Raw genomic sequence first — 19,613 nt, 5'->3', positions numbered from 1 at the left:
TGCCAGGACGTCTTCAGTGCTGAAGCTTCCTGAACGCCCGATACTCCTGCCAGAGGATCTTCAGAGTCGTTGAAGCGGCTGGGCGCGCCCCGTTCTTGAGGACAGAGCCACCAGCAGCCTCGACCGCCAGAAGACGCAGTCTTTGGACGGCCATCAGGGCGCGCAGGAACGGGCGATACTGCGGCTCCACGAGTGCGGGCAGCTCCCGAGCCTGCGAGAACACTCGATCAGCGAGAGCCGTTTGGGCGTTCACCACTCTCTCCATCGCAGGCACGCATGCCTCGGGCCGTTCACGAAGATCCTCAACGTCCAGACCATGACGCAGCAGCTCGTCCCGCGGAACGCCGATATGCCCCTGTTGCAGATCCTCGGGCAAGTCGGCCAGGAAGTCGATGCGCTGCATCGCTTCGATGAGCTTGCGGCACCCCCTCTCGAACGCCTCGTACTGTGCAGCCCCTGGAAGTGGGCCTATGAGGCAGGCCGTGAGCATCAGGGCCGGCATTGAGTAGCGGTCCACGTAAATCTGCAACTCGGCCTCGCTCTCAAAACCGCGCCAGGCCGCCTCTACGGGAGTTCCGTCAAGGAAGTCGCACACACGCTCGGCCATCTGCGCATGGCGACGCACTGTGTCTTCCAGGGCGCGGAGTGTGTCCTGGTCGGTTTTCGCGCCGTCCAGGACCGCCCTCACCTCGCTGTTCCAGGAGCGAAGAGCCTCGTTCCGAGCGCTGACGTCTCCGAGGTCGATTCGGCGGTCCGTTTCGTGCATGAAGGCAACTGCGGCCAGGACGTACGGGCGAAGTTCGGCGGGAAGCAGCAGGCGAGCCGCGAGGTACTCCTCACGGCGGTAGCTCCGTACGAGCTTGCGTTGGACGTCGTAAGCGCGCCGCATTTCCTGATCGCTGACGCCGGCCTGGTCAAGGGCGGCGGACCATCGGGACAATGATCGATCTCCTCGCGTGGTGGCTGGTTCCTGGAGGTCCAGGAAGTCATGGGTCCCGGGTCGGCAGAGAGTTCAGGCGGCAACGCGATCTGACTACCAAGATCCTTCATACGAGAGCAGCATAAGGCGCTTCCGGGGCCCTACATCTGCCGCGGGTCCAAGCGAGGCCTCAGCAGTCCTGCACGCGCCACGAAGGGAGTGTCCGTTCACAGACCGAGGTGGATGGGCGCAGACGGAGCACCCGCGGTGATCAATGCTGTCAAGGAGGTCGCGAGGTCACGCGGGGAGAACAGGTCGGTTCCGTCATAGGAAACGATCTCGCGCGGGTGCCACCACTTCAGACCGCTGATGTTCTCCGCGGCGAGCTGGTCGTCGGACAGGGTTCCGCGTGGGTCGAATGGGGGAGTGCGTACGAGGAAGTAGTCGTTGATGACGCCGTCGTAGCCCTTGGCGTGCCCAGGGGCTACGACTTCCTGGTGCCAGACGTGCGGCGGATCGGTTGGGACGGCAAGACCGACCTCTTCCTGGAGTTCTCGCCTCAGCGCGGCAAGCGGCGTCTCGCCCGGTTCGATTCCGCCGCCGGGAGTCGTCCACACCACGGTTCCTGCCGGCTCCGGAATCGCGAACCGGCAGAGAAGGATTCGCTCGTCCTCGTCGAGGATGATCGCGCGGACTGAATGACGCAGGTTCACAGTCGGCATCCGGACACGCTAGCTGCCTGCAGCAAGCGGTGCGATCGAACAGGCAGGTCGAGCCCAATGGCTCACGGAGAACGAGCCTCTCGGTGAGGCGCAGGCGCCCTGGACTGGCTTGTCGGAAGCGGTCAGTAGCCTCAGGCACCATGGGCATACAGATCGATGTAGTGGTGGGGTATCCGATCAACGATGAGATGGAGAGGGTGCTCGGGTTGGCCGAGGTGGTCGGCGAGCCCGTCTCTGTCACGTTCATGTGGGAGGGGCGTGACAAGGCGGAACGCGCGGTGCTAGTGCCCGCGGCCACGTTGGCGCTCTGGGAGCACTGGGCGCCCTCCGCCTACCCGACGAGTGTCGCTGAGGAAGAGGAAGAGGAAGAGGAAGAGGAAGAGGAGCAAGCTGTGGTGGAGGAGCGGGAACTGGGCCACCCAGCGGAATTCGGTGCGTACACGCTCTTTCGTCGTCGCGTAGGAGGGCGCACGGCGGTTGCTCGCCAAGGGGTGGTGGTCGCAGAGCTGCTGGACCCCGACGAGGCGCACTGGCTCCAGGAGCAGGCCCGCACTGTCCGCCAAGGCTTCATGGATCCGAAGCAGAAGGCGGCATTCGAGGAGTTCCTTGCCCGGCAGGAGCCGGCCGGATCCGGAGCGGGCGTCACCGAGGAGTCGGGCGGCTCCGGATGAGCGATGCCCCGGATGACACCGCCTGCACGTCCCGCCTCACCGGCTCCTGCACCGTCAGCGCGTACGCAGGCTACCGCTGTACACGTCCGTGCGGTTGTGCGGAGCACCGGAGTTGGTCTCCGTCAGCACTGCCCGTACCCCGTTGCCGGCGGCGGCCAGGCCCTGGTAGTCGCCGAGGAAATAGCCCCCGGCGTTGGGCGCCTGCAGCCAGTCGAAGATTCGGGAGATGCGTCGCTCTGAGCGGCGGCCCGGGTCACCGTGCGGAAGAGTGGCCAGTTGATAGGCGGTGGGCAGTGTGGTTGTGTTGCCGGGCTTGAGGAAGCGCAGGTCGTAGTAGGTGAGTGCGACAGTGCCCCGCTTGTCGACGGCGATCGACGGTGAGAAGGCGGGCACGCCCTTGGGGCTGATGAGCGCCGGAGTCCGGCTCCAGGTGCGCCCGCCGTCGGTGGAGCGCACGAGTTGGACTGAGTTGTACGCGCCGCCGGAGAAGTCCGAGCCCTCGTAGGCCATGTACAGCGCGCCGGTCTTGGGATCGATGGCGGGGCTGGGCAGGGTGGCCCCCGCGCGCAGCGTCTTGGCGGGGTCGTTCGGATCGACCTCCGGCACAGAGGTGTCCCGGGCCACGGTGGTCGGAGCGCTCCAGGTCCTGCCGCCGTCGGTTGAGGTCACCACGGCGTAGTGGGCCTCGGTGACGGTGCTCAGGTCGTCGGAGGAGGTGATCCAGTCGAAGAAGTCGTACAGCGTGCCGGTGCGCGGGTTGACGACGATCACATGGCCGATGGTCTGCGTGTTGGGCACGGTGCTGGTGTCCACGAAAAGGCGTGCCTGGCTCCAGGTACGGCCCCTGTCCCGGGTGAGGGAGATGTAGCCCGGACCGTCGATCGAACTCGGCTCGGGAGGGTTGTTGTTGAGGCGGTCCCAGACCTGGTAGGCCGTGCCCCTGCGGATGGGGTCGGCGGTGATCGAGGGCTTGTCGTTGAAGAACGGCTCTTCGTCGACGTGTGTGGTGGTGAGGTTCTCCCAGGTGCGGCCGCCGTTACGGGACGTGACGGCCAGAAGGGCGCTGCGCGTGCTCTTCGTGAAATCGACGCCTTCCCCACTGGCATAGACGGTGCCGTCCGGCCCGGTGCTCACCCAGGGGTCGGAGGCCCGCTCGTAGTCCGCGCCGCCCGGGGCGCACGCGCTGAAGGGCAGCGTGCTCTCGTGGAAGGTCCGGCCGTCCTTCGTCCAGCTGGCCGCCAGTCCGCGCGCGGCGCCGTCTGACCAACGGTCCTGCTGGAACACGGTGACCACGCGCTTCGGATAACGCGGATCGACGGAGAGGTACGGCTCGACCTCGGTGCCGGGGTAGACGACGCTGTCGGGGGACCTGGCGCCGATGGTGCAGTTGGCGTACGGGTCGCCGAAGGTCACCCTGTCCAGCAGTCCACTGCCGCGAGCATGGTCGGCTGCGGCTGCGGCTGGAGCGGCGCCGGTGACCGCAGTGAGCAGGAGCGCGGCGGCAACGGCAGCCGTGGTGGTCATGGGCAGGCGTACAGGCATGCAGGGTCTCCTGTGGGCCTCGGCCGCCGAGGGACGGCACTGCAGGCATCGGGGCTGCGTGAGCGCAGAGTCATGCCGGAATGCCTGGAAGGACGACTCCGCTCGATCTCCTTCGGCGTCACGACCGGTGGTCTTGATGGGCCGGACGGCGGAGTCCTGGGTGCGGCGCCGTCGTAGGCTTGAGCTGCAGCGCCATGAGTGGCTGTGACCGCTACCGCTTGCGGGCCAGCAGCTGCACCGCCTGCGACAGGTGGCCGTTCATCGTGGTCGCCTCGATCCTGCGCTCATCCACCAGGTCGAAATCCGACAACAAAGCGCGCAGCTCCGCAATGTCGTGGTGTCGGCACACCGCGCCGTCGTCCGTGGCGAACACCCCGTACGGTGTGCCGAATTGCCGGGCGTAGGCCGCGTAGCGGCTGTGGTTTCGCTCATCGTCCTGTAGGACCATGTCGCTGATGTAGAGGAGCCCACCAGGTGCGAGGACGCGATTGAGCTCGCGGACCAGCGCCCGCTGAGCACTGGTGTCGGGGATACACGTCAGCACTGCGAACAGCAGGACGACATCGAAGCTCCCCGAGGCGTCAATCAGGTCCGGTGGCGACTCCAGGACGGCGAAGCGCAGGTCAGAACGCAACTGACGGCCCCGCTCGATGAGTGCGGGAGACAAGTCCACACCGGAAACGTCACGGAAGCCGTGCTCGCTCAGCTCGGCCATGACACGACCGTATCCACAGCCGTAGTCCAGGACCCGAGCGTCCGGATCCACCCCCGCCAGCCAGCTGAGATTCACCGGATGGGTGAACGTCTTCGTCGCACCCACGCCGTCCCAGTACGCGAGCTGACTACCAAGATCCTTCATACGAGTGCAGCATACGGCCCTCCCGGGGCCGTACATCACTACGTGATCCACTCCCGAAACAGGCTCATGGTCACCTGCTGCACACCCCTCGGGCCGGCATCCCCGCCCAGCCGTCCCGTGCCGGGGCGTCCGGTGTCAGAAGCCCCACGGGCTGAGTTCGACGATGGCTGCGAACAGGTGCTCCCAGACGTTCTGTGCGGGCGTCTCCTCGTCCACTGAGAGCGGTTCGAGGACGGCAACTTCACGCAGGAAGTCCCGCTTGCCGTACTCGCCGGGGTATGGGTTCCAGCAGGCGCCCATGAATCGGTACACGGTCTCCAGCAGCCGTACGAAGGTCTCGGTGTCCCGGGCGAAGGGGAACGGCCCCTGGCCGTTGCGAACCATCGACACCGTGCCCGTCTCGGGGTGGACGAGAACCCGGCCGGTGTCGGCGTACGCCAGCTCGAAGGTGCCCAGGTGCAGCAGGCCGTTCTCGTCGGGCTCCAGACCGTGCGCCTGCTCGTCGCTCCAGGCCAGGGTGAACGTGGCGACTCCGGCGGCGAACCACGTCGGCAGACCCGCAGTGACGGCCAGCTCCCGTGTCGGCGCGTGCGTCAGCGCGGCGGGCAGTTGATCCTGGGTCAGCAGCACCATCCCGTCCGTATCGAACGCCTCCTTGAGGCGGGCGGCGTCCAGAGGAGCTTCGGCTGCCGTCGGCCCTGTGAACCACGGGCCGCCCTCGCCCCAGGAGACGGCTTCGGAGTCCGTCGGCCCGTCGGCCGCCGCGCCATTGCGCTCCAGTACTACGACGCCGCGCGGCTCGAAGAACATGACACGGTCGTCTCCGAGGGGAACGGGCTCCTCCCAGGTGTCGGGCTGGTGGAGGCCTTGGTCGTCGTCCGGGTCGAAGAGGATCGGCCCCTCGGTGGGGGCGTCGTAGGGTCGTTCGGCGAACTCGCCGTCGGCGGGGGCCGGGACGCGTTTGCCGGTGGCCGGGTCGAGCCAGTGCTCCTGGGTCCATTGCGACCACAGCTTCAGCAGGAGACGGCCGTCCGGCGCCTCGTGGACATCGATGTTGGCGTCCCCGCTCAAGTTCGGCTTCGCCCGGTAGGCGCCGACCGGCCGCCACCACGCCCAGACGGTTCGCCACGGCATGCCCGGCTCGGCTTCGGCGACCAGGTCGGCGTAGGCGTCGTGGCCCAGGACCTTCGCGCCGAAGTGCAGCCACGAGGCGAACTCAGCCCGGGGCACCTCGGCCCCGTCGAGGATCGTGACGGCCTGGCCGTAGGCCTCGCGGCCCGCTCCACCCCCTGTGGCGGGCAGGTCCCGAACGGCCTCGGGGCCGACGGCGAGCAGGGCCGCGGGGGAAGCGAACAGAGCGTCAAGATCGTTGCGAGTCATACGGACATGCTGCCAGCCGCCGCTGACAGCATCGCCCGCAGGCCAGGCCAGGCCAGGCCAGGCCAGGCCAGGCCAGGCCAGGCCGGACCGGCCCAGGCCGGGCCGGGCCGGGTCGATCGGGAGTGGAAGCACGACGCGGCGTGCTGGCGCCGAAGGCCCGTGCCCTGAACCGAACTCGGCTGTCCAGCGCCGCCCGCGAGTTGTACGCCTCGACTTCCGGGACCGTCCGCTTGGGCCGCCGCCTCCCCTCTCGCTCGCGTCAGGCCGACGCGATGACCGCTACGCCGAGGTGCCGGGCGAAGAACCTCACCGCGCTGTCGACCTCGAACCGGGGCAGCTCCTTGTGCTTGCCCGAGTTCACGTGCAACGACTTCTCCTTCGAGGCGAAGGCGTCGAACAGCGCGAGACCCTCCTCGCGCGAGATGTGCTCGTCGTCCCACTGCATGTCGAACTCGATCGGGATGGTGATCTGCTTCGCCTTCTCGGCCAGGACATCGGGCCAGTGCTGACCGAAGACCGCGGCGGTGATCCTGGGTTCCGCCGCGACGAACGGAATGCCGATCGCGGTGCCCATGTTGATGCCCCAGTAGCCGACCGGCCCGTCGGTGCCGATCTCGGGAAGGTCCTGCAGAGCGTCGAGCGTCGCCAGATACTCGGGTACGGCGAGCTGCGCCAGGTGGGCGTTGTAGCGGACGACGATCGGGCCTTCCGGCTCGCCGGCCGCCCGCGCCCGGAACAGCTCGGCGATCTCTGCCTCGTCGTGCGCGGTGCGCGGCCGGTCACCGTGTCCGGGCGCGTCGATGACCGCGGCATGGAAGCCGCAACCGGTCACCAGGCGCCGGGCCCGGCCCGACATCGCCGGATGCTTCTTGTGATTGCCGCCGCCGTGGCCCATCAGGACCAAGGGCGCGCGATCGGCGCCGGAGGCCGGCGACCAGAGGACGCCGGGGACCTCGCCCACGGTGAAGTCGCGCTCGATCACGTCGTTCGACGACGACTCGGCGGTGAACTGCAGAGACGGCATCGGTGTTGCCTTTCAGGAGTGCCTTGTTGTCGAGGCGCTCCCGGCGACACCTACGTCAATCGCCGGCCGTGAGGGAGAGGGGGAGCACCCACGTCGATACAGCGGTCACGGGTCTCACCTCCTCAGGCGTGTCACGGTCAACCGAAAGCTACCAGCTTGATCATTATCCCTTCAACGCTTTTCTCTGCCGCACACGCACGACAAGCTCGCCGCTGATCTGCCCTGCCCTGCAGCGCTCGAGCGTTCGGCCGCGCGCGTCCCCAAGCGGCCAGCGGCTGGAGCGAACAGACCCTGTGCGTCCCGGCCGGCACTGGTCTCGTCTCCCATCTCGCCATGCCGGGTGGCCGGCACGCCGACCTATCCTGACTGCTGCCGAGCAGCAGGGTGTCAGCCCGGAGCTGCTCAGCCCCTACTTCGAGCTGAAGCGCCGCCGCCTGGCCGAGGGCAGTGGTGAGGAGGGCCTGACAGGCGTGATCGACCTGCTGGTGCACTGACCGGCCAAGTGCCGCCCCAGCAGCGGGGTCAGCTGAAGACCACGGTCCGGTTGCCGTGGATCAGGACACGGCCCTGGCAGTGCCAGTTGACGGCGCGGGCCAGCGCCAGGCGTTCGGCGTCGCGGCCGACGGTGACCAGCCGGTCGGCGCCGGCACGGTGATCGACCCGGATGATCTCCTGCTCGATGATCGGTCCCTCGTCCAGATCGGCCGTGACGTAGTGGGCGGTCGCGCCCACGAGCTTCACCCCGCGGCGGTGGGCCTGGTGGTACGGCTTGGCTCCGGCGAAGCTCGGCAGGAAGGAGTGGTGGATGTTGATGGCCCTTCCTTCGAGCCGCTTGCACAGGTCGTCGGAGAGCACCTGCATGTAGCGGGCGAGGACGACGAGGTCGATGCGGTGTTCCTCGACCAGAGCGAGCAGCCGGGCTTCTGCCTGCGGCTTGGTGTCGGCCGTGACGGGGACGTGCTCGAAGGGCACGCCCTCGGCCGTCGCCAGCGGTTCCAGGTCGGGATGGTTGGAGGCCACCAGGACGATCTCGGCGTCCAGATCCTTGCTGCGCCACCGGTAGAGCAGGTCGGCCAGGCAGTGGTCGAACTTGGACACCATCACGAGCACGCGCGGCTTGAGTGCCGAGTCCCTGAGCTGCCAGTCCATTCCCCACTCGGCGGCCACGGGCGCGAAGGTGTCCCGCAGACGGTCCAGGGACACTTCGGTGCCGGGGGCGGCGAAGCCGGTGCGCAGGAACACGATGCCGTGGTCGGCGTCGTCGAACTGCTGGTGCTCGGTGATGTCGCATCCGTTCCGGAGCAGGAACGACGTCACAGCGTGGAGGATGCCGGGACGCTCGGGGCAACTGAGGGTGAGGACGAACTCGTTCTTCATAATCGGGCTCCTCAGCACTCGACGACGTTGAGGGCGAGACCACCGCGGGCGGTCTCCTTGTACTTGTCCTTCATGTCGGCTCCGGTCTCCCGCATGGTCTTGATCGCCTGGTCGAGAGACACGTGGTGGGTGCCGTCCCCGTGCAGGGCCATCCGCGCCGCGGTGATGGCCTTGAGGGAGGCCACCGCGTTGCGTTCGATGCAGGGGATCTGGACCAGGCCGCCGACCGGGTCGCAGGTCAGGCCGAGGTTGTGCTCGATGCCGATCTCGGCGGCGTTCTCCACCTGTTCCGGGGTTCCGCCGAGGACTTCGGCCAGGCCCGCCGCCGCCATCGAGCAGGCGGAGCCGACCTCGCCCTGGCACCCGACCTCGGCGCCGGAGATCGAGGCGTTCTCCTTGAACAGCACACCGATGGCGGCCGCGGTCAGCAGGAAGCGGACGATTCCGTCCGGCCCGGCGCCGCGTACGAAGCGTTCGTAGTAGTGCAGGACCGCCGGGACGATGCCGGCCGCCCCGTTGGTCGGGGCGGTCACCACCCTGCCGCCCGCCGCGTTCTCCTCGTTGACCGCCAGGGCGTACAAGGTGACCCACTCCATGGCGTGCAGGGAGTCGGTCTCGGCCTCGGACGTCAGCAGCTTGCGGTGCAACGCGGCCGCCCGGCGGCGGACCTTCAGCCCGCCGGGCAGCACCCCGTCCTGGCCGCAGCCCCGGCGTACGCACTCCTGCATCACCGACCAGATGTGCAGCAGGCAGGAGCGGACCTCGTCCTCGGTGCGCCAGGCCAGTTCGTTCGCCATCATGATCGAGCTGATCGGCAGCCCGGTGGCCCTGGTGTGGGCCAGCAGTTCGGCTCCGGTGCCGAACGGGTAGCGCACCGGAGTGCTGTCCGGGACGATCCGCGGGCCGTCGGCCGCACTGTCGTCCGCTCTCTCGTCCGCTCTCTCGTCCACGACGAAACCGCCGCCGATGGAGTAGTACGTGCGCCTGGCCAGGCAGCCGCCGTCGCGGGCGGTGGCCTCGAAGGTCATGGCGTTCGCGTGGAAGGCCAGCCGCTTGCTGCGGTGCAGGACGACGTCGGCGTCGGCCTGGAAGGCGATGGTGTGCTTGCCCAGCAGCCGCAGACTGCGCGTTTCCCGGATCCGGTCCATCGTCGGCTCCGCGATGGCGGGGTCTACGAGTTCGGGAGCCTCGCCCTCCAGCCCCAGGACGACGGCCTTCACACTGCCGTGCCCGTGACCGGTGGCGCCCAGCGAGCCGAACAGCTCGACATGTACGCGGCTCGTCTCCTCCAGCAGACCGTCCTGCTCCAGGGCGTACACGAAGGAGAGCGCCGCACGCATGGGGCCGACGGTGTGGGAGCTGGAGGGGCCGATGCCGACCTTGAACATGTCGAAGACGCTGATGCTCATCAGGTGCTTCCCCGGTATTCCGTGCAGGCGTCGACCAGCCAGGAAGCCAGGTAGGAGGCGAACGAGGAGCGGACCAGCAGCCAGATGCCGGAGGCAGTTTCACCTCGTACCACGAGGGTGACCGGTGCCTGCGCCAGCAGCGTGGTCAGGCAGGAGCCGACGGGAGTCACCCGCGGATCCAGGTCGACCGCACAGCCCTGGGCCAGCACCTTGCGGACGAGGTGACCGGACAGGGCCAGCGTGGTGCGCTGTGCCGAGACGTCGGTGACGGTGGCGAACTCGTCGCCGATGGCCGAGCGCAGCCGCGCCAAGAGGTCGTCCTGCCGGCCGGCGGGGGCCACCAGCAGCCATTCGTCCGGGCCCATCCACAGCACCTTGACGTCACCCGCCAGTTCGGCGCGCAGGGGGCCCGGCAGGGTGACGCCCAGGCAGGACTCGACGGCCTTCGCCGCCGCGCCGCCGGGCTCCAGACGGAGGGTGAGCTGGGTCAGACACGGCAGTTCCTGCACCTGGATTCCGGTCGGCAGCTGGGCCAGGGCATTCTGCGACTCGGCGAGCGGGCTGAAGCGAGCGGGTGTCTCAACCGTCACGGCGAGCTCCCTCCTTGTCGAAGAGCACGGGTTCGGTCACGGTCACGGGGACGGTCCGGCCGTCCAGCGGGACGTAGAGGGTCTCGCCGATGCGTTGGGTTCCGGAGCGCACCAGGGCCAGGGCGAACGTCCGCTGCAGGGCGTCGCTTCGGTAGCTGGAAGTGACGTGGCCCAGCATGGGTACCGGAGGCTCGGGGATGTCGCTGGTGGCGATGATCTGGGCGCCTTCGGGAAGAAGTACGCGCTCGTCGGCCGGCAGCAGGCCCACCAGTTGTTTGCGGTCGTCGCGCTGGTTCTCCGCGCGGGCGAAGGACCGCTTGCCCACGAAGTCCGGCTTCTTCTTCGAGACGACCCACGACATGCCCAGGTCCTGCGGGGTGATGGTGCCGTCGGTGTCCTGCCCGATGATCGGGTAGGCCTTCTCGGCGCGCAGGACATGCATCGTCTCGGTGCCGTAAGCCGTGATGCCGAACGCCTCGCCGGCCGCGTAGAGGGCCTTCCACACGGTGATGCCGTACCAGGCGGGCACGTTGATCTCGTAGGCGAGTTCACCGGAGAAGCTGATACGGCACACACGAGCCGCCACCCCGGCGACGGTGGTGTCCTGCCAGGACATGAAGGGGAAGGCGTCGTTGCTCACGTCCAGGCCCGGGGCCACCAGGGCCAGCACGTCGCGGGAGCGCGGGCCGACCAGGGGGATCGTGACCCAGTGCTCGGTGACTGAGGTGAGGTGCACACGCAGGTCGGGCCACTCCGTCTGCAGCCACTCCTCCATCCATTCGAGGATCTTGGCCGCGTTGCCGGTGGTCGTGGTCAGCAGGAACTCCTGTTCGGCAACCCGGATCACCGTGCCGTCGTCGATCGCCATGCCGTCGACGCCGCACATCACGCCGTAGCGGACCCGGCCCACCTTGAGGGTGCTCATCAGGTTCGTGTAGAGCCGGTCCAGCAGTACGCCGGCGTCCGGGCCCTGCACATTGATCTTGCCGAGCGTGGAGCCGTCCATCATCGCGACGCCGGTGCGGGCGGCCCGGCACTCGCGCAGTACGGCCTCCTCCATGGTCTCCCCGGCCCGCGGGTAGTACCAGGGGCGCTTCCACTGGCCGACGTTCTCGAACAGGGCGCCCTGCTCGACATGCCAGGGGTGGATCGCGGTCACCCGGACCGGGTCGAACAGTTCGCCGCGGTTGCGGCCGGCGAGGGCGGCGAAGGAGACCGGCACGGCGGGTGGACGGAAGCGGGTGGTGCCGAGGTCGGCGACATCCACGCCCAGCGCCTCGGCGACGATGCCCGAGGTCATCACACCCGAGGTACGGCCCTGGTCGTGGGCGGTGCCGATCGTCGTGTACCGCTTGACGTGCTCCACCGACCGCAGGCCCGCTCCGGTCGCCCGCAGCACGTCGGAGACGGCCGCGTCGCGCTGGAGGTCGACGAACTGCAACGCGCCTTCCTGACCGTCGTGACCGTCCTCGGGGCTCGGCACCCGCCAGAGCACCCGGGTCGGCGCTCCGGCCGGGAGCGGAGCGGTGGCAGGCAGGGCGATCGTCCGACCGGTCCGGCCGAGGGCCGACAGAGCCTGACCGGCCGCCTCCATGCCGTCCGCGAGACAGCCGGAGAGGGTGAACGTACCGCCGACTGCCCCCGCCGTACGGACGTTGCCGGGCGCGCCGGCAGGGACGAAGGCGCCGATCGCGTCGTCGTAGCGCAGGGTGCCGCGGGCCTGGCTGAACAGAGCCACCGCGGGGTTCCAGCCGCCCGAGACCAGCAGCAGATCGCAGTCGACGCCCTGCCGCTCGCCGAGGTTCCCTTGGCCGAAGCGGGCGACATGGGCACGGGTGACGCGCTCGATGCCGCTGGTGCCGGTGACCACATGGCCCGCGCGGATGCCGATGCCACGCTCGTCGCAGGCGACGCGCCAGTGCTCCGGCACCTCCTCGCGTGCGTCGATCACCGCGGCGATCCGCACGCCCGCGTCGGCCAGTTCGAGTGCGGCCGGGTAGGCGCTGTCGTTCGTGGTGAACACGACGGCCCGCCGGCCGGGCAGGACGCCGAAGCGGTTGAGGTAAGTGCGGGCCGAGCCGGCCAGCATGATCCCGGGGCGGTCGTTGTTGTCGAAGGCGACCGGACGCTCGTAGGCGCCGGTGGCGTACACGACCTGACGGGAGCGGATCCGCCAGATCCGCTGCCGTGACACATGGGCGGGCGCCGCTGCACCGAGGTGGTCGGTGCGCTTTTCCAGGGCCAGGACGAGTCCGTCGTCGTAGTGGCCGAAGGCGGTGGTGCGTTGCAGGATCTGTACGTCCCCGAGGCCGCCGAGCTCCGCGACGACCTCGCTGACCCATGAGAGCGCCGGTGCGCCGTCGATCAACTCCTGGCTGCCGAGCAACGACCCGCCCGGTTGGGGGAGTTCGTCGACGAGGATCACCCGGGCTCCGGCCCGGGCCGCTGCCAGGGCGGCGGCCAGTCCCGCAGGGCCCGCGCCGACGACCAGGACGTCGCAGTGGGCGTGCATGGTGTCGTAGCGGGCGGTGTCCGGCTCGCTGCTCAGCCTGCCCTGGCCGGACAGACCCCGGGCGACCAGGCCGTCGTACAGCTCCACCGTGGTGGCCGTGAGCATGGGCTCGGGGAAGGGGAACTCGATCTGCACGAGCGCGTTGGGTTCTTCCGCTCCGGCGGCCAGGAATCCGCGCGGGCGGCCGTACTTGATGCCGTTGGCCACATGGTGCACGCCGTTGGCCAGCAGGGCCGAGGCGAGGGTGTCGCCGGGGTGGCCGGTGTAGGCGGTGCCGTCGAAGGTGAAGGAGAGGCTGGTGTCGCGGTCGACGTGACCGTGGCCGGGGGCGCGGAAGGGGGTGTTCATCGGCTGGCCTCCTGGCCCTTCGTCCGCGTCTGCGGTACGGCGGGTGCGGTGCTCGGCGGGATGGAAGGGCGCTCGGCGCCGATCTCGTACACGGAGAGGAACTCGTGGGAGACGGTGTCGCGCACGGCGTTGAACCAGCGTCGGCAGCCGGCCGAGTGCACCCACCGTTCGGCGAACGGGCCCTTGGGGTTGTCGCGGAAGAAGACGTACTGGGCCCACTGCTCGTCGTCGATCGCGTAGGGGTCCTCGGGGTAGGCGACGTGCGCCTGACCGCCGTAGTGGAACTCGATCTCCTCGCGGTCACCGCACCAGGGGCAGGTGATGAGCTGCATGTCGGTACTCCTCGGCTAGTGGGCGACGGCGGCTGCGCCGTGCTCGTCGACCAGGGCACCGGTGGTGAAGCGGTCGAGGGTGAAGGGCGCGTTGTAGGGGTGCGGTTCGCCGGTGGCGACGGTGTGCGCGAAGCACCAGCCGACGCCCGGTGTGGCCTTGAAACCGCCGGTGCCCCAGCCGCAGTTGAGGTAGAGGTCCGCAACGGGCGTCAGACCGACGATGGGGGAGGCGTCCGGAGTGGTGTCGACGATGCCGGCCCAGGTGCGCAGCATGTGGGCACGGGCGAAGACGGGGAAGAGCTCCAGGGCGGCCGCCATCTGGCGCTCCAGGATGTGGAACGCGCCGCGCTGCCCGTACCCGTTGTAGCTGTCGATGCCGGCACCCATGACCAGCTCGCCCTTGTGCGCCTGGGAGACGTACACATGGACGGCGTTCGACATCACCACGGTCGGGTGCACCGGTTCGAGGAGCTCGGACACCAGGGCCTGCAACGGGTGGCTCTGCAGCGGCAGCCGAAGCCCGGCCATGCCGGCCAGCACGGAGGAGTGCCCGGCCGCCGCGAGCGCGACCTTCCCGGCCGCGATGGGCCCGCGCGTGGTCTGCACCCCGCGCACCCGGCCGTCGACGATGTCGAGGCCGGTGACCTCGCAGTCCTGGATCAGATCGATGCCGTACGCGTCGGCCTTGCGGGCGAAACCCCAGGCGACGTAGTCGTGCTTGGCGATGCCCGCGCGCGGCTGGTAGGTGGCGCCGAGCACCGGATAGCGCACGTCGGGGGAGATGTTGACGATGGGACAGACCTTGGCCACCTCGTCCGGCTCGAGCCACTCGGCGTCGATGCCGTTGAGCTGGTTGGCGTAGACGCGGCGCTTGCTGTCGCGGATGTCCTGCAAGGTGTGGGCCAGGTTGAGCACGCCGCGCTGGCTGAAGAGGATCGGGTAGTCGAGGTCCTCTTCGAGGGTCTCCCAGAGCTTGAGTGAGTGCTCGTAGATGCCGGAGCTCTCGTCCCAGAGGTAGTTGGAGCGGATGATCGTGGTGTTGCGGGCCATGTTTCCGCCCGCGAGCCAGCCCTTCTCCAGCACGGCGACATTGGTGATGCCGTGGTTCTTGGCCAGGTAGTAGGCGGTGGCCAGGCCGTGTCCGCCGCCGCCGACGATGACGACGTCGTACGACCGCTTGGGGTCGGGGTTGCGCCAGAGGAACTCGGGGTGGTCGGGGAGGACGTCGCCGGGCGTGGCGGGAGCGGTGTCGCGGTGCATCACTGAGCAGCCTCCTCGGCCACGAGCTGCGGGTCCACGGGGTAGAGCGGGAAGCGGTCGGTCAGGACCTGGACGCGTCGGCGCAGCTCGGCGGCGACCGGGTCGTCGAATCCGGGCAGGAAGGCCGTGGCCACGATGTCGGCGACCTCCGTGAATTCCGCCGCCCCGAAGCCCCGGGCGGCGAGGGCCGGGGTGCCGATGCGGACACCGGAACTGACCATCGGAGGGCGCGGGTCGAAGGGGACGGCGTTGCGGTTGACGGTGATGCCGACCCGGTGCAGCCGGTCCTCGGCCTGCTTGCCGTCGAGTTCGGAGTGGCGCAGGTCCACCAGGACCAGGTGCACGTCGGTGCCGCCGGTCAGCACGCTGATCCCGGCCGCCCTGGTGTCGTCGGCCAGCAGTCGCTCGGCCAGGATCGCCGCCCCTTCCAGGGTGCGGGCCTGACGCTCCGCGAACTCCGGCTGGGCGGCCATCCTGAAGGCCACGGCCTTCGCCGCGATGACGTGTTCGAGGGGGCCGCCCTGCTGGCCGGGGAAGACCGAGGAGTTGATCTTCTTGGCGAGTTCGCCGGTGGAGAGGATCACGCCGCCGCGGGGGCCGCCGAGGGTCTTGTGGGTGGTGGTGGTCACCACATGCGCGTGCGGTACGGGGGAGGGGTGCAGACCGGCGGCGACCAGACCGGCGAAGTGCGCCATGTCGACCATCAGGTAGGCGCCGACCTCGTCCGCGATACGGCGGAACTCCGCGAAGTCGAGGTGGCGGGGGTACGCCGACCAGCCGGCCACGATCAGCTTCGGCCGGTGCTCGTGGGCCAGCTTGCGGACCTGGTCCATGTCGATGCGGTGGTCGTGCTCGCCGACCTGGTAGGCCGCCACCTTGTACAGGCGCCCGGAGAAGTTGAGCCGCATGCCGTGGGTGAGGTGGCCGCCGTGTGCCAGGTCCAGCCCCAGGATGGTGTCACCGGGCTGCAGCAGGGCCGCCATCACGGCCGCGTTGGCCTGGGCGCCGGAGTGGGGCTGCACATTGGCGGCCTCGGCGCCGAACAGCGCCTTGATGCGGTCGATCGCGATCTGCTCGACGGCGTCGACGTGCTCGCAGCCGCCGTAGTAGCGGCGTCCGGGATAGCCCTCGGCGTACTTGTTGGTCAGGACCGAGCCCTGGGCCTGCATGACCGCGAGCGGCGCGAAGTTCTCGCTCGCGATCATCTCCAGGGTGCCGCGCTGCCGGGCCAGCTCCGCGTCGATCGCCGTGGCGATCTCGGGGTCGAAGTCACCTAGCTGGGCACTGAGAACCGCGGAACGGGCCGCTTGCTGGTCGGGGGCGTGGGCAGTCATGAGAACTCCCTGGAGACCGGCTGAAAGGCGACTGATATATCAACCTGCTGCTGCGATACGCTAAGAGGACGGATCGGCTCGCGTCAAGGGAGGGTTTCGCGTGGATTCGTCGACCGTCGCCGGTCAGAGTGCTGGTCAGGGCAGTGGAACGCTGGCCGACCAGGCCTACCGCGCCATCTCGGACCGTCTGGTGACCCTCCAGATCCGCCCCGGCGAGCCCATAAACGACGAGCGGATCGCCGCCGAACTCGGCTTCGGGCGCACTCCGGTCCGAGAGGCCCTCAAACGCCTGGAGCGCGAGAGCCTCATCGTCGCCTACCCCCGGCGCGGAACCTTCGCCACCGAGGTGCAGATCGCCGATCTCGGACACATCTCGGAAGTCCGCAGGCAGCTGGAGCCCCTCGCCGCGGGCCTGGCGGCGCGGCGAGCCGGTGAAACCGACCGCGCTGTCCTCGACCGGTTGCTGGCCGAGCTGGCGGACGCGTCCGGCGCCGGCGCGGACCTGATCCGGCTCGACATGACCCTGCACCGCGCCATCTACGCGGCGACTCGCAATCCCTACCTCGAAGACACGCTGATCCGGTACGACAACCTGGCCACGCGGATCTGGTGCCTGTTCCTCGACCGGTTGCCGGGCCTCGCGGGTCACGTGCACGAGCACGGGCCACTGCTGCGCGCCATCATGGACGGCGATGCGGAGAAGGCCGCGGCGCTGGCAGAGGGACATGTGGAAGGGTTCGAGGCGGCGATCCGCAGCGTCATCTGAGCCGCGTGCCGCAAGGTGCTCGCTGCCCCCTATTCGTTCTGACCTGTGCGAACCGTTGCCTGGCCGGTCATCGAGGGTCGATATGAGCGACAAGCTTTAACTGTCTTGTTGTCCTTACGTCTTGACGTCTCTTGTAGTTTCCGCGTTTGCTTCCGTCACTGGGTTGCCATGATGCTCCCTCATTCGGAAGGCACCTGACTTGAGCGCTCACACCACCTACAGGACCCCTGCACGTCATCTCGCGATAGCCCTGACCGCCTCCGCATCGGCTCTCACACTCACCGCGTGCGGCGCCTTCGACAGCGCCGGCGGGAGCGGCAGCCCCTCATCCGCGAAGAAGGGCGACGACATCACGGTGGGGCTGCTGCTGCCCGACAAGGACACGGCGCGCTTCGAGAAGTTCGACTACCCCATCATCAAGAAGGAGGTCGCCTCTCTCACACACGGCAAGGGCAAGGTCGTCTACGCAAACGCCGAGGCGAGCCCGGCCACGCAGAGTCGGCAGTTCCAGCAGATGGTGGACGCCAAGGCCGACATCGTTCTGGTGGACCCGCTGGACGCCAAGGCCATCGCGCCGGAAGTCCGGAAGGCGAAGGACGCCGGCATACCGGTCATCGCCTACGACCGGCTCGCGCAGGGCCCCATCGACGCCTACGTCTCGCACGACAACGAACTCGTCGGCGAGGTCCAGGGCCGAGCCATCATCGCGGCACTCGGCAGCAAGGCGGCAACCAGCAAGATCGTCATGATGAACGGCGACCCCGCGGACCCGAACACGGCGAAGTTCAAGGACGGCGCCCTCGGCGAACTCCAGAACAAGGTCCGGATCGCCGAAGAGTACGACACCGACAAATGGTCGCCGGAGGTCGCCAAGGCGCACATGAAGAAGGCGATCCAGGCCATCGGCCTCAACAACATCGCCGCCGTCTACTCGGCCAACGACGGCATGGCGGGCGCCGTCATCGACGCGCTGAAGGAGGCGGGCGCCACCAGGATCCCCCCGGTGACCGGGCAGGACGCCAACCTGGACGCGGTGCAACGGGTCGTCTCGGGCGAGCAGTACATGACTGTCTACAAGTCGTTCCTGGACGAGGCCACCCATGCCGCGGAGATGGCGGTGTACAAGGTCCAGGGCAGGGACATCCGGTTCGACGCGCTGACTCGCGACACGGTCGACAGCCCGACGGAGAAGAAGATCCCCGCGATGCTCGTGCCGGTGGTTGCCCTCACCAGGGACACCATCAAGGACACGGTGATCGAGGACGGCGTCTACTCCGTCAAGGACATCTGCACCCCGAAGTACGAGGCGGACTGCGCTGCAATCGGCCTGAAGTAGCAGCCGCCCTCCGCCGAGCGCCATCGCTTGCCCCCTCCGGGCGGCCAAGGCCCCTGACGTCCGCTTGCGGTCCATCTGCCGCACTTTGCCGCGGTGTTGGTGAATTCGCCGTGGCCTTCTGACGATCGTCGCCCTGTGTCGGGCTCTTCGGACGTGCCAAGCGCCACCGGGATGGCGCCGAACTGCACGTCGTCCACGTCGAGGACCGGCGTGGTCCCGCGAGTTCTGCGTAGAGCACTGGCTGGTCCTCATCGTCGGTGACTGCCCGGGCCCGTGCCCTGAAGCAGCTCACCATTGGTTGACCGAGTGGAGGGCGCGTGAGGTCTGCCCGGCCGAGCCCAGCTGCCCCCGTCCGCTGCCCTCTCGCGCTCGCCGCCGTCGTTCCTGATGTGAGAGAGGACGGGATCGGTGTGAGACTGGGCACGGAAGGGGTGATCCCCGTGCCGGACCCACCGCACGCGTCCTCCGGCCCCGACGCCGCCGTCGACGAGCATCGGCTGGAAGAGCTGATCATCGAGGCGCAGACTGCTCTGCCGGTCGAACTGCCGGATCTGGCGATGCGGTGCGCCTCGGCCCTTGGTCTGGGCACTGCACTGATCTACCTCGTCGACCTGCAGCAACGGCTGCTCATCCCGCTCGACGAGTCCCTCGAGCCGCTGCCGGTGGATCGCTCGTCGGCGGGCTGGGCGTACCGAACGGTCTCTCCGCGCGTGGCCGAGGCCGACGACGGCTTGATCGTCTGGATGCCTCTGGTCGACGGTGCGGAACGGCTGGGCGTGCTGGAGGTGCGGACCGGCTCGCTCGACGGGGTCCGGATGCGCCGCACCCGGATACTGGGTCATCTGTTCGCCATGCTGATCACCTCCAAGCGTGCCTACAGCGACTGGCTCGCCGCCCGCACCCGCACCGCGACCATGCGGTTGCCCGCCGAGATGCTGCGCGCCTTCCTGCCACCCCACACCATCGGCAGCAGCAGGTGCGTCTCGACCGCGGTCCTGGAACCGGCCTACGACATCGCCGGCGACGCCTTCGACCACTCGGTGGTCAAGAACATCCTGCACACCATGATCCTCGACGCCATGGGTCACGATCTGACCGCCGGCCTGACCACCTCGGTCGCCATGGCCGCGGGGGGGGGGGGGGGGGGGGGGGGGGGGGGGGGGGGGGGGAGGGGGGGGGTGGGGGGGGGGGGGGGGGGGGGGGGGGGGGGGGGGGGGGGGGGGGGGGGGGGG

Annotated in this window: 16 protein-coding genes and 1 pseudogene; 4 read left to right on the top strand and 13 right to left on the bottom strand. The window is 68.9% G+C overall.

Annotation, left to right across the window (positions count from 1 at the left end; genetic code table 11):
* Positions 1-13: 13 nt before the first annotated feature.
* Together AC07DS_RS26220 and AC07DS_RS26215 are read right to left on the bottom strand one after the other, a co-directional pair.
* Positions 14-940: a phytoene/squalene synthase family protein gene (locus AC07DS_RS26220; RefSeq protein ID WP_479149037.1), complete on the bottom strand. Its 927-nt coding sequence runs from the start codon at positions 938-940 to the stop codon at positions 14-16.
* A gap of 206 nt (positions 941-1,146) precedes the next feature.
* Complete coding sequence (locus tag AC07DS_RS26215; protein WP_479149035.1) at positions 1,147-1,641, bottom strand: NUDIX hydrolase; 495 nt, start codon at positions 1,639-1,641, stop codon at positions 1,147-1,149.
* 140 nt (positions 1,642-1,781) lie between these two features.
* On the opposite strand from AC07DS_RS26215, the gene AC07DS_RS26210 reads away from it, so the two are divergent.
* Positions 1,782-2,312, top strand: coding sequence for a hypothetical protein (locus AC07DS_RS26210; RefSeq protein WP_479149034.1), 531 nt, complete (start codon positions 1,782-1,784; stop codon positions 2,310-2,312).
* A 54-nt stretch (positions 2,313-2,366) separates the two neighbouring features.
* Here AC07DS_RS26210 and AC07DS_RS26205 read toward each other — a convergent pair whose 3' ends face one another.
* The 11 genes from AC07DS_RS26205 to glyA form a co-directional block, all read right to left on the bottom strand.
* A complete protein-coding gene (locus AC07DS_RS26205; protein WP_479149033.1) occupies positions 2,367-3,854 on the bottom strand; it encodes a sialidase family protein in 1,488 nt (495 codons plus the stop codon).
* Positions 3,855-4,065: 211 nt separating this feature from the next.
* On the bottom strand, positions 4,066-4,713 hold the full coding sequence (locus tag AC07DS_RS26200; protein ID WP_479149031.1) for a class I SAM-dependent methyltransferase: 648 nt from the start codon (positions 4,711-4,713) through the stop codon (positions 4,066-4,068).
* Positions 4,714-4,848: 135 nt separating this feature from the next.
* Positions 4,849-6,093 (bottom strand): SUKH-4 family immunity protein, encoded by a 1,245-nt coding sequence (locus tag AC07DS_RS26195; RefSeq protein ID WP_479149029.1) that lies wholly within the window; start codon positions 6,091-6,093, stop codon positions 4,849-4,851.
* A 259-nt stretch (positions 6,094-6,352) separates the two neighbouring features.
* Positions 6,353-7,117, bottom strand: coding sequence for an alpha/beta hydrolase family protein (locus AC07DS_RS26190; RefSeq protein ID WP_479149027.1), 765 nt, complete (start codon positions 7,115-7,117; stop codon positions 6,353-6,355).
* Between the two features lie 522 nt (positions 7,118-7,639).
* Positions 7,640-8,494: a formyltetrahydrofolate deformylase gene (gene purU, locus AC07DS_RS26185; RefSeq protein WP_479149025.1), complete on the bottom strand. Its 855-nt coding sequence runs from the start codon at positions 8,492-8,494 to the stop codon at positions 7,640-7,642.
* Between the two features lie 11 nt (positions 8,495-8,505).
* Positions 8,506-9,903, bottom strand: coding sequence for an L-serine ammonia-lyase (locus AC07DS_RS26180; protein WP_479149024.1), 1,398 nt, complete (start codon positions 9,901-9,903; stop codon positions 8,506-8,508).
* Complete coding sequence (locus AC07DS_RS26175) at positions 9,903-10,493, bottom strand: sarcosine oxidase subunit gamma (RefSeq protein ID WP_479149022.1); 591 nt, start codon at positions 10,491-10,493, stop codon at positions 9,903-9,905. The genes AC07DS_RS26180 and AC07DS_RS26175 overlap by 1 nt, the downstream gene beginning before the upstream one ends.
* Positions 10,483-13,353 carry a 2Fe-2S iron-sulfur cluster-binding protein gene (locus AC07DS_RS26170; protein ID WP_479149020.1) on the bottom strand — a complete coding sequence of 957 codons (2,871 nt, stop codon included), beginning with the start codon at positions 13,351-13,353 and terminating at the stop codon, positions 10,483-10,485. Before AC07DS_RS26170 ends, AC07DS_RS26175 begins: the two co-directional genes overlap by 11 nt.
* A complete protein-coding gene (locus AC07DS_RS26165; RefSeq protein WP_479149019.1) occupies positions 13,350-13,685 on the bottom strand; it encodes a sarcosine oxidase subunit delta in 336 nt (111 codons plus the stop codon). The genes AC07DS_RS26170 and AC07DS_RS26165 overlap by 4 nt, the downstream gene beginning before the upstream one ends.
* 15 nt (positions 13,686-13,700) lie before the next feature.
* Positions 13,701-14,945 carry a sarcosine oxidase subunit beta family protein gene (locus AC07DS_RS26160; protein WP_479149018.1) on the bottom strand — a complete coding sequence of 415 codons (1,245 nt, stop codon included), beginning with the start codon at positions 14,943-14,945 and terminating at the stop codon, positions 13,701-13,703.
* Complete coding sequence (gene glyA, locus AC07DS_RS26155; protein ID WP_479149016.1) at positions 14,945-16,279, bottom strand: serine hydroxymethyltransferase; 1,335 nt, start codon at positions 16,277-16,279, stop codon at positions 14,945-14,947. The genes AC07DS_RS26160 and glyA overlap by 1 nt, the downstream gene beginning before the upstream one ends.
* A 100-nt stretch (positions 16,280-16,379) precedes the next feature.
* On the opposite strand from glyA, the gene AC07DS_RS26150 reads away from it, so the two are divergent.
* From AC07DS_RS26150 to AC07DS_RS26140, 3 genes and pseudogenes are all read left to right on the top strand, one after another.
* The gene (locus AC07DS_RS26150) at positions 16,380-17,045 is read left to right on the top strand and encodes a GntR family transcriptional regulator (protein ID WP_145883899.1); all 666 of its coding nucleotides are present in this window, start codon (positions 16,380-16,382) and stop codon (positions 17,043-17,045) included.
* Between the two features lie 199 nt (positions 17,046-17,244).
* Positions 17,245-18,381 carry a sugar ABC transporter substrate-binding protein gene (locus AC07DS_RS26145; protein ID WP_479149014.1) on the top strand — a complete coding sequence of 379 codons (1,137 nt, stop codon included), beginning with the start codon at positions 17,245-17,247 and terminating at the stop codon, positions 18,379-18,381.
* Positions 18,382-18,791: 410 nt separating this feature from the next.
* Positions 18,792-19,613, top strand: a pseudogene (locus AC07DS_RS26140) (hypothetical protein); the annotation flags it as partial.

This window comes from Streptomyces sp. NPDC044064 (genome assembly GCF_056434245.1).
The sequence above is the reverse complement of the archived record's forward strand: the minus strand, read 5'-3'. Positions and strand labels throughout refer to the sequence as shown.